The sequence below is a fragment of the Candidatus Nitrosotalea sp. TS genome, assembly GCF_011319465.1.
Classification (GTDB): domain Archaea; phylum Thermoproteota; class Nitrososphaeria; order Nitrososphaerales; family Nitrosopumilaceae; genus Nitrosotalea.
In genome coordinates, this window is the sequence record NZ_RCMB01000013.1 from 137405 (window position 1) to 149422 (window position 12018).

The window sequence follows — 12018 nt, forward strand, 5'->3', positions numbered from 1 at the left end:
AAAGAGCAAATCAAACAGATATTATAAAGACAAAAGACATGTTATCTAGTGACTGAGGAAAATAATGGTACTGGTCTTGCGCAGCCTCCAGTTAACATTCTATTTACACCTCTTGACATATCCAAAAAAGATGTCTGGAGCATAGACATTACTCGCATACTGAAGATGCTAATTACAATTCTAAATCAGACAGACAAGAAAGATCTCAGGGTTGCAGGAATTGCCGCCCTCTCGTCTGCAATGATTCACAGAATGAAGGTAGAAAGCATATTTGCATTACAAAAGGCAGCCATGGAGAAAAGGCCCCTCAGCCAGAGAGAAAACGTCGATATCGAAATAATAAACATGCCTTACAGACACGAATCCACGTATCCTGTTACCTTGGACGAGTTGCTTTCTGTGCTTGAGAACCTGATTGGAACTATCGCAAACCCACGTTCAAGCCGCAGACAGATAGAGTTTGAACCCGTCCAAGTGCCAAACTTTGACGATTATTTCATCTCGCTTGAGAAGATAATTGGCCAGTATGAGGAGCTCATTATGAACAAGATAAGGCCAACAGGATCAGGCTCCTTTAAGAACATCACATCGGGCCTTGAACTGGTAGATGTGATCAGATGCTTCTTTGCAATACTATTTTTGGCAAGGGATATGAAGGTCGATTTGGAGCAGACAGAAGACGACATAGTGGTCTCCTTTACAAAATAGAAATTTACAAGTAAATCAACTGTCAATAGGAATTTCCTTTAAGTATCTTCTGACCTCCTTTTTTGTGTAGATGGGCAAAGTAGAAGACGATGAGGCAATTGCCAGGCTAGAGGCAGCCCTGTATTCTGGCAGGAAGACCTCTGACAATAGAGGAGTTGATAAAGGCGTCTGGCACCGAATCAAGAACCAAGACACTTGCCCTCATGACAGGAATTGTGAAAAAGACAAAGTCTGCCTTTAGGGCACTAGAAATAGCGCACTTCCGATGGTTCGTACGTATTTCAGCTAAAACCAGAGTACAATACAGTCATCAGAAAGTATGCATCAAAGCCACTGCTTCCAACTGCCACATTGAAGACATTATCATATGTTGCATACATGCAACCAATTTCATCAAAAAGATTGGTCGAGGTCCGAGGCTCCGGTGTATACTTGCATCTAAAGTTACTTGAACAGCTAGCATACATTGAACACCAAAATGTTGGAAGGCTCAAAATATACAATACAACAGAAAAATTCCAGAAATACTTTGGAATCCAAGGTGACAAAGATTTACTAAAACAGAAACTTTTCACAAAAGTCAGATCTTCAAACCAAAGTTCTCCAAGTCAGCCCCTGCCACAGACAGAAAATGTGGAATCCATGACACAGCCAAGCCAGTAAAGACACTGGATGCAATGTTTTGTTCTAGATGGTATAAATTAGAGTCACTTTAACGACTGCTTATGAAGAAATCTGTAGAAAATCTTGCCACAAGTAAGATTACTGGAGGCAGACGATATCCTCTTAGAACTAGAAGAAAATATGAGATCGACAGATATTCTGTGGAAGCTATTCCAGGTCCTCATGTCACCATTACAAGAAAAGTTCGAGGTTACAACAGAAAGACTGCACTGAAGACTACAGATTTTGTAAATCTATCTATCCCAGATGGAAAAGTAAAAAGAGTAAAGATACTCAAAGTTCTAAAAAATCCAGCAAGCAGTGACTATGAAAGACGTGGTGTAATTTCAAAGGGCGCAATTTTGGAAACAGAGAATGGGCAATGCAAAGTAGTTTCAAGACCAGGTCAAGACGGCGCAGTAAACGCAATTTTGATAAAGTGATTTCAAAATGAAAGATTACGAACATGTCGTAATCTGGTTGGATTATTTCAACAAGACACTTCCAAAAAAAATGGGTCGACGTGTATCACGTGAAAAAAGTATTTTCGATCCTTCACTAAAAGAATTAGTAGATGCTGCAAAAGCAGCTGGATTTGAGCCAACAGAAACTAACGAACAGGTAAGATTTCCAAGAAGGCCATATGTAAGGTCAGGCTACATCGTACTTGCAAAGGTACAACCAAAAGCCAAAATAATTTCTGCAATTTCGGACAAGATTGTATCGCGAAGAGCTAAACAGACCAAGTAAACAGCTATTCTAGCTTAGAGCTAAAGTAATTTTGACAGAACTCTATTGATAACAGTATTCGGTTTATTCACTAATTGCAGGAGGTAGGCGAAGTATTGCATTTAGCAAATAGCGGTAGAGTCTTGATTAGACTTTCTAAACCGTTAAACGATGGCCAGATTGTAGTAGACAATTCTGGGACCAAAGTAGCCAAAGTTTCGGAAATGATAGGTCCGGTCGATGCGCCGTATGCATCAGCGATTCCGCTTACCAACAATATCAAAAGACACATCGGACAGCATGTTTACATCGTCGAACAATCTCCTGCGATGAAACCGAAAAGATTCAGAGGAAATAGAAGATGAACATGACAGAACTACAGACAAATTGTCCAGAATGTAGATCATCCTTAGTTGATGACATTCATAGTGGAGAAAAAATTTGTTCTGGCTGCGGACTGGTAGCAATGGAGCAGATGTCAGATTACGGTCCAGAGTCAAGATCAACCAATCCAGAAGAAAAAATGAAAACTGCAAGAGCAACCGGTCAGACAACTTATGCACAACATGACCTTGGAATTAGAACAGAGATAGCACTAGGAACCAAAGACTTTAGCGGAAAAACAATTTCAAGCGACATGGCACTTCAGATGTACAACCTAAGAAAGTGGCAGACAAGAATCAGAGTTGCCTCTCCAAGAGAGAGACGACTTGCAAACATACTCTCAAAGATAGGAGAGACTTGCCAATCACTGGCACTTTCAAGAAACGTAGTTGAAACTGCATCAATAATATACAGAAACTTTGACGGCCAAACAGAGGCAAAGGGAAAATCTGTTGCCTGCATGTCGGCTGCAACCATTTACATGGCATGCAAGCAGTGCGATGTTGTAAGATCATTAGACGAGATTTGCTCTGCAACTGGAAGTACAAAAGACGAAAAAATGAACGTAAAACTGACTGCAAAATATTACAGAATGCTCGTGATGGAGCTTGGATCAAAGACAGCACCAGTAGTAACCCTTGAGAAATACATATCAAAGATTGCAAATCTTGCAAAACTTGAGGTACGTGTAGAAAGACTTGCTGCAGAGATTGCAGAAAAGACAGATGACCACAACCTAGCAGACGGAAAGGCGCCAAATGGCCTTGCTGCTGCCTATCTTTACATCGCCTCAACACTGCTTGGACAAAGCATACTCCAAAGAGATGTTTCAAGCGTTGCAGGAATTACCGAGGTCACCATACGAAACAGGTGCAAGGAAATCCTGACTGCATACAAGATCAAGGTTATCTTAAAACCAGCGCTAGCCAAAAACTAACCCCTTCCTTTTTGTTTTTATTTCATCATTATTCTCAGACCAGATCTCAAAGGAACTCTCTGGCTTTTTTGAAACAAAGGAATTTCTAGACAACCTAGAAAAATAGCACCTAATTCCAGCCTCAAAGCATATTCTCATACACTCTGCAAGCCTTGGTTGTTACAAAACCATAGAATGACGATATAGAACCATGGCAGGTACACAGTTAGCTTGATCTAATTTTTTGTTGGATTATATATCGAAATCAAGTTGACATATACAAGATGGCAGTACTTGAAATCAAAGACCTTCATGCTAAAAGAGAAGGCAAAGAGATCCTCAAAGGAGTAAATCTCAAGACAGGTCCAGGCGAGATCCATGCAATAATGGGTCCAAACGGATCAGGAAAAAGTACTCTAGCTTATACAATTTTAGGTCATCCAAAATATGAGGTGACAAGCGGCGACATTCTCTTGGATGGAGAAAGCATCTTGAACATGTCTGCCGATGAAAGATCAAAGAAAGGATTGTTTCTGGCATTTCAATATCCAACAGAGGTGGCAGGTGTCGGATATTCACATTTTCTAAGAACTGCTTACAATGCATTGAGCAAATCACTTGGAGACCAGAACCGTGAAGTCTTTTTGACAGTAAGAGAATTTCAAAATTATCTAAAAAAGAATCTTGATCAAGTAGGGCTCAGACATGATTTCCTGTCAAGATACCTAAACGAGGGATTCTCCGGCGGTGAAAAGAAGAGGTCTGAGGTTTTGCAGATGGCAGTATTGCAGCCAAAGATATCAATTCTAGACGAGCCAGATTCTGGACTGGATATTGATGCAGTCCAGGCAGTTGCAAAAGCAATAAGCCAAGTCTCAAGAAAGGACGCAACAGTCAATAGTCATTACCCATTATGCAAGAATTCTCAAGTTCTTGGACAAGCTTGATTACGTGCATGTCATGGCACAGGGAAAGATGATAAAAGAAGGTCCAAAGGAACTTGCAGACGAGTTGGAACAAAAAGGATACTCGTGGCTAGGAATTCAGGACGCTACCGAACAACCAGCTTCCTAGAGATACCAAATTTACACCCTAAATGCACAAGCTGACAAGTATTTTCCCAAATTTCAAATCACGAATAGATAATTAAAAAAAGACAATAACTGTGTCTAAAATTTCTTACACATCAAAAGAAACACCTTTCCTGGAACAATGTTTACCATGCCAGAAGAGAACCAATCAAACACATTCTATGCAAACTGCATGAGTTATTTTGAATCATTGAGAAAACAGGGAAAGCAGGACTTTGCTTTTGAGGATGAATTTTTCTATACAATGCCTGCAATATCAGAAAAACTTGTAAATTGAAAAAGAAGACAATCTATTAAAATTCGAAAACCTGCAGTTTCAGTTTATATATTCAGTGCTTAAATCTCTCGTTGCAGAGGTATCGAAGCCCGGCCAACCGAGAAGGACTCAAGATCATCGGTAATAGGAGAATCCTTTCCTTTAGGGGTTCGGGGGTTCAAATCCCTCCCTCTGCACTTTCCTTGCCTTTTTTGCCCTTCTCTGTCGCTGTTTGCGATTTGGCTCGTCAAATCCCCTGTGATTTTCTCCCATGACATATCCATGATAGTCTTTATTAGAAAATTTTTCCATGTAATAACACCCAAGGAAAATACAATGAACCACAAATTGCCAGGACCCAATTCAAAGCGAATCATAAATGCAATGAAAAAATATGCATATGATTCCACATTTGTCTATCCCTAGTCATTGCAAACGGCCATGATTGCATCATTGAAGACCCAGACGGCAACAAGTTCCTAGATTTTACTTCTAACATAGGCGCATGCCCCATAGGATATTCACATCCTGATGTCATGGAAGTGCTGGCAGAGTACTCCACAAATGGCACGCACAAGATTGCAGGCCAGGACTTTTACTCCAAGGAACATGCCGACCTTGCAGAGACGGTATCAACAATACTGCCACAAAACTTTAAGACATTTTTTATCAACAGTGGTGCAGAGGCAGTAGAGAATGCAATAAAGATTGCATACAGAAAGATGGGACCACTGCCTGGCATATCATGTCTTGGCGCATTTCATGGCAGAACGCTTGGTGCACTCAGCTTTACATCTAGCAGGACCAGTACACAAGTACAACTTTCCAGAACTTGCAGTCAAAAGGATCAAGTTCTGCGCAAAAGACGATGATCCTGAGATTGATTCTGTGGAATCTTTGCTCAAGGAAAACAAGATTGCATTTATTCTAACCGAGGTTGTTCAAGGCGAGGGCGGATATTATGTTGCAAGCAAAAAATTCATCAAAAACCTGAGAAGGTGTGCCACGCGATATGGTGTGCCGTCTGATTTTAGACGAGGTACAGTCAGGCATTGGGCACACAGGCAAGTGGTGGGCCTTTGAGCATTATGGAGTAACACCTGATATCATGAGTACTGCCAAGGCGTTACAGGTAGGAGCTACAATGTACAACAAGAAATTTGAGCCAGCCGATAGGTCAGCTCTGTCTAGCACTTGGGGAGGAGGCAGCAGAATAGACATGGCGGTAGGAGCAAGAACCATCAAGGTCATAAAGCGTGACAAGTTGCTAGAAAATGCAACCAAGATGGGCAACCTTCTAAGGAAGGGTTTGCAGGAACTTGTAGGCAAAAAAGGAGTGACAGATGTGAGGGGACTTAGGCCTAATGATTGGCCTAGAGTTTGACACCAGAGCACGCAGAGAGAAAAAGTTGGCCAATTTATTCAGAAATGGACTGCTCACTCTTGGTGCAGGCCAAAAATCCCTGAGGATAATACCGCCACTTGTAATAACAAAAGATCAGATAGAGCAAGGCTTGTCCATAATGAACCAGGTCTTGTCAAGGGACTGAGATTTTACTCAAAATCTTGCCATATTTTCCACTGGAAACGCATATGTATATTGAAATGAGGTACTGACCAAATTCTTTCTTCATGTAATATAGAGAATCTCGGACTAGGCAAAAACAGCTCATTTTTCGTGCGTAATTTTGACCCTATTAGCTCATTTTTTAGGCATGACCTTGTTGCTAAGAGATCATTTTTTGCCAATTATTCACTAGTATGCCTGATACTTGTCACCAAGCTCAAGCGAGGCTATCTTTAGCTTGAGCACTTCGTTTGCGCCCTCGTAAATTATGATTGCCCGCGAGTCCAAAAAGTGTCTGGCTACCCGGGTTGTCTTCTGATATGCAAAAGAGCCAAAGATCTGGACTGCCCTGTTTGCCGAATCAAATGCAGCATTTGTAGAATGCAGCTTGGCTATTGCCGCAAGCCTATCTGCCTTGCCTCGCAGTGTGGAATATTCCTTGTCTTCTCTGTTTAGCATTTCCTGCCAGTTCGAGTCTTTTTCCTTTAGATTCTCCACGTAATCATGAAGTTTCTGTCTTGCCGCAGCAGCTCGATAAACAAGCCATCGCGAGCTTTCGACATTTAGTATCATGGTGGACAAATGTTCTTGGATTAGTTGTTTTTTGGCAAGTGCCGAACCATGCTGTACTCTTTTTTTCGAGTACATGATAGATTCGTCAAGACAGTCTTTCATCACACCTATCGCACCTGCAGCAACGCTTAGCCTTCCATCTATTAGCGCACTGTAAGCTATGCTCAGTCCTTTTCCCTTTGTTCCCAAAAGATTCTTTTTTGGCACAATACAGTTTTCAAATGTAACCTCGGCATTTTTTATGCTAAGCAAGCCCATCTTATTTTTCATCTCTTGTGCATGAAATCCTTTAGAGTTAGTATCTACAATAAATGCAGAAATTCTTCCGTCAGGTCCTCTTGCATATGTAGTCATTACTTTTGCAAGAGTCCCATTTCCCACCCAGTGTTTTTTGCCGTTTAGAATAAAATTATCTCCACTTTCCTCAAATTTTGTAGTCATGGAACCTGGATCGCTTCCTGCATCAGGCTCAGTGAGCCCAAATGCCATGATGCTCTTGCCTGATATTGTATCAGGAAGATATCGCTTTTTTTGCTCCTCGTTTGCCCAGTTTTGTAAAACCATCTGCCCTATGGACACATGAGCAGAAAAGAACGTGCGCAATGAATTTCCCTCCCGCCCTATCCTTTCTAGTGCAAATACGTACGTCAGGATATCATAGCCCAGACCGCCATGTTTTTTTGAGATGGGCATCCAAGCATCCCAATCTTTCCAAACACTGGAACTATCATGTCATTTGGTTTTTCTTCAAGATAGCATTTTGTTTCATGATCTCGGATAGACCTGCAGGCCTGGTCTACCTGTTCGAGAAAATTTTTTTGCTCACTCAGATACCTCAAAATTCATCTTTGAGATATTAGAGTATGACATGAATGTACTCTCTAGTATGTGGCAATAAGATTATCGAAGTTTTAGGCTTTTATGAGATTTATCTCTCGGACTGCATGCTTTGAAAGATCTACATGCAAGTCAGCGTGGGATGCATCAGTAAAAACAAGATTGCATCTATAACATTTCCACGCTTTTGAGCTCATGATATCATTATACACTTTTTTATTTATAAGGATATTGAACGATTCATCTATTTTTTTCAAAAAGATAATTCTTTCAGCATATTGTTCTACAAAATACAAGAATAACAATGACAAACTCTAGAATTTTCAACCATACACAAGTCCAGATCGCTTGTACAACCAGTTTATGTTCATATATACAATAACCCAGATGTGTTTTCAATGAAAAAGGCAGGCAACATTGAAAAATTAAAAAAACTAGTAAGGAAAAAAGTAGGAAAAAACGATCCCGCCCACGATTTTGAACACGTTATGAGAGTTTACAGTAATGCCCAAAGGCTTGCAAGGATGGAAAGGGCAAACCCAAGGCTTGTACTTGCAGCTGCCCTTTTACATGATATTGTATCCTATCCAAAATCAGACCCACGGTCCAAGAATTCGTCAGTAGAGAGTGCAGCAAAAGCAAAGCAAATCTTGGTCAGGTACAGTTACACAAAAGAAGAGATTGAAATAATTTCAGATGCAATCCGTGACCACAGTTTCTCAAGGGGTTCAGTGCCAAAGACAATGGTAGGAAAAATACTTCAGGACGCAGATAGGCTTGACGCAATAGGTGCAATTGGAATTGCAAGGACGTTTTCTGTTGGAGGTGCTGAAAAAAGGCCATTTTACAGCAATAAAGATCCTTTTTGTAAGACTCGTAGCCCAGATGACACCAAGTGGACTTTGGACCATTTTTACAAAAAGTTGTTGCTCTTGGAGAAGAAAATGAATACAAAGAGCGCAAAGCAGGAAGCAAGAAAAAGAGTAAAGATAATGCTAGAGTTTCTAGACGTTCTCAGAGACGAGATTTATCCATAATCGAGGTATCTTTTGAAGCGCTTTTCTATTTCCTGATTTCTTCCTTTTAGTATTCGCTCTATCTCATCATGGTTTCGCATCTTGATGTGTCTTGTCATGTCTGCAAACTTTTCATCTTGAGAATATGAGTTAACTATAGGATCTAGCATTGCATAGTATTCTGCAACCTTGTTCCTAAATTCTTCAATGCTTGGCCTTCTAATCTTGTTTATTCTAAACCATATAGTAGCCCAGCTTGCACCCACAACATGTGGCAACAAGTCAAAAGCCCGGTCTATCTCAAAGCCTTCGTCGTCCCTCATTTCTCGCCGAGAGCTTTTGCGGCAATCTTTGAGAAATATGTTACTATCATATCTGCACCTGCCCTCTTAATTGCAGTCAGAATTTCTAGTGTCACTTCCTTTTCATCTATCCAGCCCTGCATTGCAGCCGCTTTTACCAATGCATATTCCCCAGATACACTGTATGCCGATATTGGTACGTTGAATCTTTGCCTTGTGGTTGCAATCAAGTCAAGATATGCCAATGCAGGTTTTATCATGATAATATCTACGCCTTCTGCAATGTCAGTCTCTACTTCCCGCATGGCTTCCTTTGGGTTGGTATATGGCAACTGGTAGGTCTTTCTGTCGCCAAACTGCGGAGCAGAGTGAGCCATGTCTTTGAACGGAGAATAAAGAGATGACCTGTGTTTTGCAGAGTGGGACATTATTGCCACATCTGAAAATCCGGCATCGTCAAGTGCATGCCTTATTGCCTTTACTTGCCCGTCCATCATGGCAGACGGAGATACAACATCTACACCTGCTTGGGCCTGGCTTACAGCTACCTTTGCCAGCGTATCAAGACTAGAATCATTATCAATTTTATCACCTTTTACCAGTCCACAGTGTCCTGAGCTGGTATACTGGCATAGGCAGACATCTGACATTATTGCAATGTCATTGCCAAGATTTTTTCGAATTTCAGATATTGTCTTTTGCACAATGCCATCTGATGCAAATGCCGATGTTCCCCCATCATCTTTGTGTGATGGAATTCCAAAAATCATGACAGCTGGAATCTTCAGTTCTGCAATAGAGTTTACTTCTGCCACCACATCTTTTAACGGAAGTCTTTCAAAACCTGGCATGGATTGGCCCTGGAGTTTTGACTTGAGGTCTTCTTGCACAAATACAGGACAGATCAAGTCTCTTGGAGAAAGTCGTACCTCTTCTAACAGCTCACGAATCTTTCCAGTCTTTCGCAATCTTCTAAGCCGTACATTAGGATAAGACATTACAAAAATCACAAATTCCTAGCAATATAATTTACTCTTTCTTATAGTCAAAGAGTTTTGTGACAGTTCTGAGTATTTCAGAATCTCCTTGCTCAGATGCCTTTCTTAGATTATTCATTGGGACTGAGATTATGTCTTCCACTATGGCTTGCGTGAGCTGATCAATAATTCTAATTTTTTGCTCATCTTTTTCTCCAAGCATTTGCAAAGCTTTTTTGAGTTCCTTGACTCGCGCCTGGTCAATTTCCTTGAAGACATTCTTTACTATTGGTTCTACCTCAATTCTTTTCATTGCTGCTTCCATTACTGGCAACTCCTCGTTAATTATCTTCTCCGCTGAGGATACTACGCCCATTCTTGTGCGCATGTTCTTGTCCACCATCTCTGCAATCTGATCTAGGTTCATCATTTTTATCTTCTTTATTGTAGCAACCTTCTCATCAACAGTTCTTGGATTTGAGAGATCCATTATCAACATGCCATTTTTGCGCGATTCCATTGCTTCCTTTACCCTGTCATGCGTAACCAAAAAGTATGGAGCAACGGTTGCGACAAAAAGTACGTCAACTGACTGAAAGTTTGCAATTGCTCCCTCAAACTTGAGCGGGTTTCCACCCACAGTTTCTGCAAAAGATTTTGAGCGTTCAAATGTTCTGCTTGTTACATTAAAGTCAATTCCGCGTTTTTTGAGCGATTTTGCCACAAGGCTTGCGGCTTCTCCAGTACCAATCAAGAGAATGTTTTTGGATTTTAGGTCATCGATATTTTCTTCGGCAAGCTTGACTGCCATTGAACCAATAGAGATGCTTCCCTTGCTTATTCCCGTTGCCTGTCTTACTCGTGTTCCCACACGGATTGCTTTGTCAAACATGGTGTTCAGTGCACTTCCTGATGCCCGCATCTCGCGTGCTGTGCTGATTGATTCTTTTATCTGTCCAAGAATTTGATCCTCCCCAATAACAAGCGAGTCAAGCCCCGAGGTAAGTTTTAGAAGGTGCTGGTATGCCTCCGTTCCCTGGCTTATCTCCAGATTTTCTTTGAAGGCATTTTCCTCAAGGCCAGATACAGATGCCCATGTCTTTTTTATCTTTTCAATGTCTTCATGATTTCCAAATCCAAATAGTTCCACCCTGTTGCAAGTTTGCAATAGCACACATTCCTGCAGTCCAGAATGTTTCAGGAAAGACTCGTATGCAGAATCAATATTTCTAAATGTAAATCTCTCAAGCATGTGTATTGGGGACTTTCTAAAAGTAACTCTAGCGTTGATTACATTGCTTGTCAGTTTAGATCACCCAACATCTCGATCACGTATTTCTGTGCTTTTTTTAGATTTCCGTCAGCTATTAATTGTTTGATATGATTGTCATTCATGACACGGTAGAGGAACTTTTTGCGCTCAGGAAAGGTGGCAAGTTTTGTCTTGGCTGCCCTTCTGGCAAAGTCCTGCAGTTTTATTTGATAAATGTCCTCCTTTTTGATTAGTTTCTTGAAGATCTTTTCTGCCTGCATTCGCAGTCTGCGCGCCATTGCCGGACTTCGTCCGCCGGTAGATACCGCTATCTGTACTGTATCCTGGATGTTTATGACAGAACCAAATGCAAAGTCACTTACCTCTGGATCATCTGCCGCATAGGCATAGCATCGCATCTTCTTTGCCTGCTCCTACTATCTTTCTGTTCAGATCTCTATCATCTGTAGTTGCAAGTACCGCAAATGGTTTGTATTTTTTTATAAAATCAGCATTTACAAGTCTTATTTTTTTAAATTGGATCTTTTTTTGTTTTACATACTTGTCTATTTGCCGGTTAGTTGAATCGCTGATTAGAAGAATTTTGCAGTCTTGGGTAAGCAACGCATTGACCTTTTTGAGTCCCTCGTTTCCGCCACCTACAACAATCACCAAGTTTCCCTTGAGATTTAGATCAACTATCAATGATTCTCGCTGTCTTTGTAAGATATTTATAGATTCCATGAA

Annotated in this window: 18 protein-coding genes, 1 tRNA gene and 2 pseudogenes; 15 read left to right on the forward strand and 6 right to left on the reverse strand. The window is 40.9% G+C overall.

The window, feature by feature from the left end; translation table 11 throughout:
- The first annotated feature begins 48 nt into the window (after positions 1-48).
- From DYY67_RS06725 to DYY67_RS06790, 14 genes and pseudogenes are all read left to right on the forward strand, one after another.
- On the forward strand, positions 49-708 hold the full coding sequence (locus DYY67_RS06725) for a chromosome segregation protein ScpA (RefSeq protein ID WP_166391847.1): 660 nt from the start codon (positions 49-51) through the stop codon (positions 706-708).
- Positions 709-778: 70 nt separating this feature from the next.
- Positions 779-1371: pseudogene (gene scpB, locus DYY67_RS06730) on the forward strand (SMC-Scp complex subunit ScpB).
- A 62-nt stretch (positions 1372-1433) separates the two neighbouring features.
- Entirely contained in the window at positions 1434-1814 is a 381-nt protein-coding gene (locus tag DYY67_RS06735; RefSeq protein WP_166391849.1) for a 30S ribosomal protein S8e, read from the forward strand.
- A 7-nt stretch (positions 1815-1821) separates the two neighbouring features.
- Complete coding sequence (locus tag DYY67_RS06740; RefSeq protein WP_166391851.1) at positions 1822-2121, forward strand: signal recognition particle subunit SRP19/SEC65 family protein; 300 nt, start codon at positions 1822-1824, stop codon at positions 2119-2121.
- Between the two features lie 74 nt (positions 2122-2195).
- Positions 2196-2465, forward strand: a complete 270-nt coding sequence (locus tag DYY67_RS06745; protein ID WP_166391853.1) for an H/ACA ribonucleoprotein complex subunit GAR1 — start codon at positions 2196-2198, stop codon at positions 2463-2465.
- Positions 2462-3421: a transcription initiation factor IIB gene (locus DYY67_RS06750; RefSeq protein WP_166391855.1), complete on the forward strand. Its 960-nt coding sequence runs from the start codon at positions 2462-2464 to the stop codon at positions 3419-3421. Before DYY67_RS06745 ends, DYY67_RS06750 begins: the two co-directional genes overlap by 4 nt.
- Before the next feature lie 263 nt (positions 3422-3684).
- Positions 3685-4474, forward strand: a pseudogene (gene sufC, locus DYY67_RS06755) (Fe-S cluster assembly ATPase SufC).
- 147 nt (positions 4475-4621) lie between these two features.
- A complete protein-coding gene (locus tag DYY67_RS06760; RefSeq protein WP_166391857.1) occupies positions 4622-4768 on the forward strand; it encodes a hypothetical protein in 147 nt (48 codons plus the stop codon).
- A 73-nt stretch (positions 4769-4841) separates the two neighbouring features.
- Positions 4842-4944 (forward strand) — tRNA-Leu (locus tag DYY67_RS06765).
- A gap of 85 nt (positions 4945-5029) precedes the next feature.
- Positions 5030-5173 (forward strand): hypothetical protein, encoded by a 144-nt coding sequence (locus DYY67_RS06770; RefSeq protein WP_166391859.1) that lies wholly within the window; start codon positions 5030-5032, stop codon positions 5171-5173.
- 26 nt (positions 5174-5199) lie between these two features.
- A complete protein-coding gene (locus tag DYY67_RS06775) occupies positions 5200-5619 on the forward strand; it encodes an aminotransferase class III-fold pyridoxal phosphate-dependent enzyme (RefSeq protein ID WP_320415997.1) in 420 nt (139 codons plus the stop codon).
- A gap of 16 nt (positions 5620-5635) precedes the next feature.
- A complete protein-coding gene (locus DYY67_RS06780; RefSeq protein ID WP_166391861.1) occupies positions 5636-5830 on the forward strand; it encodes an aminotransferase class III-fold pyridoxal phosphate-dependent enzyme in 195 nt (64 codons plus the stop codon).
- Positions 5760-6131, forward strand: a complete 372-nt coding sequence (locus DYY67_RS06785) for an aminotransferase class III-fold pyridoxal phosphate-dependent enzyme (RefSeq protein WP_166391863.1) — start codon at positions 5760-5762, stop codon at positions 6129-6131. Before DYY67_RS06780 ends, DYY67_RS06785 begins: the two co-directional genes overlap by 71 nt.
- Before the next feature lie 25 nt (positions 6132-6156).
- Positions 6157-6297: a hypothetical protein gene (locus DYY67_RS06790; protein WP_255492953.1), complete on the forward strand. Its 141-nt coding sequence runs from the start codon at positions 6157-6159 to the stop codon at positions 6295-6297.
- 206 nt (positions 6298-6503) lie between these two features.
- Here the strand turns inward: DYY67_RS06790 and DYY67_RS06795 are convergent, their stop codons facing one another.
- Positions 6504-7580, reverse strand: coding sequence for an acyl-CoA dehydrogenase family protein (locus DYY67_RS06795; protein ID WP_166391867.1), 1077 nt, complete (start codon positions 7578-7580; stop codon positions 6504-6506).
- 542 nt (positions 7581-8122) lie between these two features.
- Here DYY67_RS06795 and DYY67_RS06800 point away from each other — a divergent pair.
- Complete coding sequence (locus DYY67_RS06800) at positions 8123-8761, forward strand: HD domain-containing protein (RefSeq protein ID WP_166391869.1); 639 nt, start codon at positions 8123-8125, stop codon at positions 8759-8761.
- Here the strand turns inward: DYY67_RS06800 and DYY67_RS06805 are convergent.
- Genes DYY67_RS06805 through DYY67_RS10995 form a run of 5 tightly spaced genes read right to left on the reverse strand, consistent with a single transcriptional unit; the run spans position 8752 to position 12015 of the window.
- Positions 8752-9063, reverse strand: a complete 312-nt coding sequence (locus DYY67_RS06805) for a hypothetical protein (RefSeq protein ID WP_166391871.1) — start codon at positions 9061-9063, stop codon at positions 8752-8754. The two genes, DYY67_RS06800 and DYY67_RS06805, sit on opposite strands and share 10 nt — an antisense overlap.
- On the reverse strand, positions 9060-10040 hold the full coding sequence (hemB, locus tag DYY67_RS06810; RefSeq protein ID WP_166391873.1) for a porphobilinogen synthase: 981 nt from the start codon (positions 10038-10040) through the stop codon (positions 9060-9062). Before hemB ends, DYY67_RS06805 begins: the two co-directional genes overlap by 4 nt.
- A gap of 31 nt (positions 10041-10071) precedes the next feature.
- Entirely contained in the window at positions 10072-11325 is a 1254-nt protein-coding gene (gene hemA / locus DYY67_RS06815; protein WP_166391973.1) for a glutamyl-tRNA reductase, read from the reverse strand.
- Positions 11322-11690: a precorrin-2 dehydrogenase/sirohydrochlorin ferrochelatase family protein gene (locus DYY67_RS10990; protein ID WP_255492942.1), complete on the reverse strand. Its 369-nt coding sequence runs from the start codon at positions 11688-11690 to the stop codon at positions 11322-11324. The genes hemA and DYY67_RS10990 overlap by 4 nt, the downstream gene beginning before the upstream one ends.
- Positions 11662-12015: an NAD(P)-dependent oxidoreductase gene (locus DYY67_RS10995; protein WP_255492943.1), complete on the reverse strand. Its 354-nt coding sequence runs from the start codon at positions 12013-12015 to the stop codon at positions 11662-11664. Before DYY67_RS10995 ends, DYY67_RS10990 begins: the two co-directional genes overlap by 29 nt.
- Between the last annotated feature and the right edge of the window lie 3 nt (positions 12016-12018).

Bases quoted from the DNA above. Each gene is read 5' to 3' on its own strand.
- DYY67_RS06760 (WP_166391857.1), top strand. From the start codon at position 4,622: ATGCCAGAAGAGAACCAATCAAACACATTCTATGCAAACTGCATGAGT.
- DYY67_RS10990 (WP_255492942.1), bottom strand. From the start codon at position 11,690: ATGCGATGCTATGCCTATGCGGCAGATGATCCAGAGGTAAGTGACTTT.
- DYY67_RS06740 (WP_166391851.1), top strand. From the start codon at position 1,822: ATGAAAGATTACGAACATGTCGTAATCTGGTTGGATTATTTCAACAAG.
- DYY67_RS06750 (WP_166391855.1), top strand. From the start codon at position 2,462: ATGAACATGACAGAACTACAGACAAATTGTCCAGAATGTAGATCATCC.
- hemB (WP_166391873.1), bottom strand. From the start codon at position 10,040: ATGTCTTATCCTAATGTACGGCTTAGAAGATTGCGAAAGACTGGAAAG.
- DYY67_RS06785 (WP_166391863.1), top strand. From the start codon at position 5,760: ATGGTGTGCCGTCTGATTTTAGACGAGGTACAGTCAGGCATTGGGCAC.
- DYY67_RS06795 (WP_166391867.1), bottom strand. From the start codon at position 7,580: ATGCCCATCTCAAAAAAACATGGCGGTCTGGGCTATGATATCCTGACG.
- DYY67_RS06800 (WP_166391869.1), top strand. From the start codon at position 8,123: ATGAAAAAGGCAGGCAACATTGAAAAATTAAAAAAACTAGTAAGGAAA.
- DYY67_RS10995 (WP_255492943.1), bottom strand. From the start codon at position 12,015: ATGGAATCTATAAATATCTTACAAAGACAGCGAGAATCATTGATAGTT.
- DYY67_RS06805 (WP_166391871.1), bottom strand. From the start codon at position 9,063: ATGAGGGACGACGAAGGCTTTGAGATAGACCGGGCTTTTGACTTGTTG.
- DYY67_RS06735 (WP_166391849.1), top strand. From the start codon at position 1,434: ATGAAGAAATCTGTAGAAAATCTTGCCACAAGTAAGATTACTGGAGGC.
- DYY67_RS06770 (WP_166391859.1), top strand. From the start codon at position 5,030: ATGATAGTCTTTATTAGAAAATTTTTCCATGTAATAACACCCAAGGAA.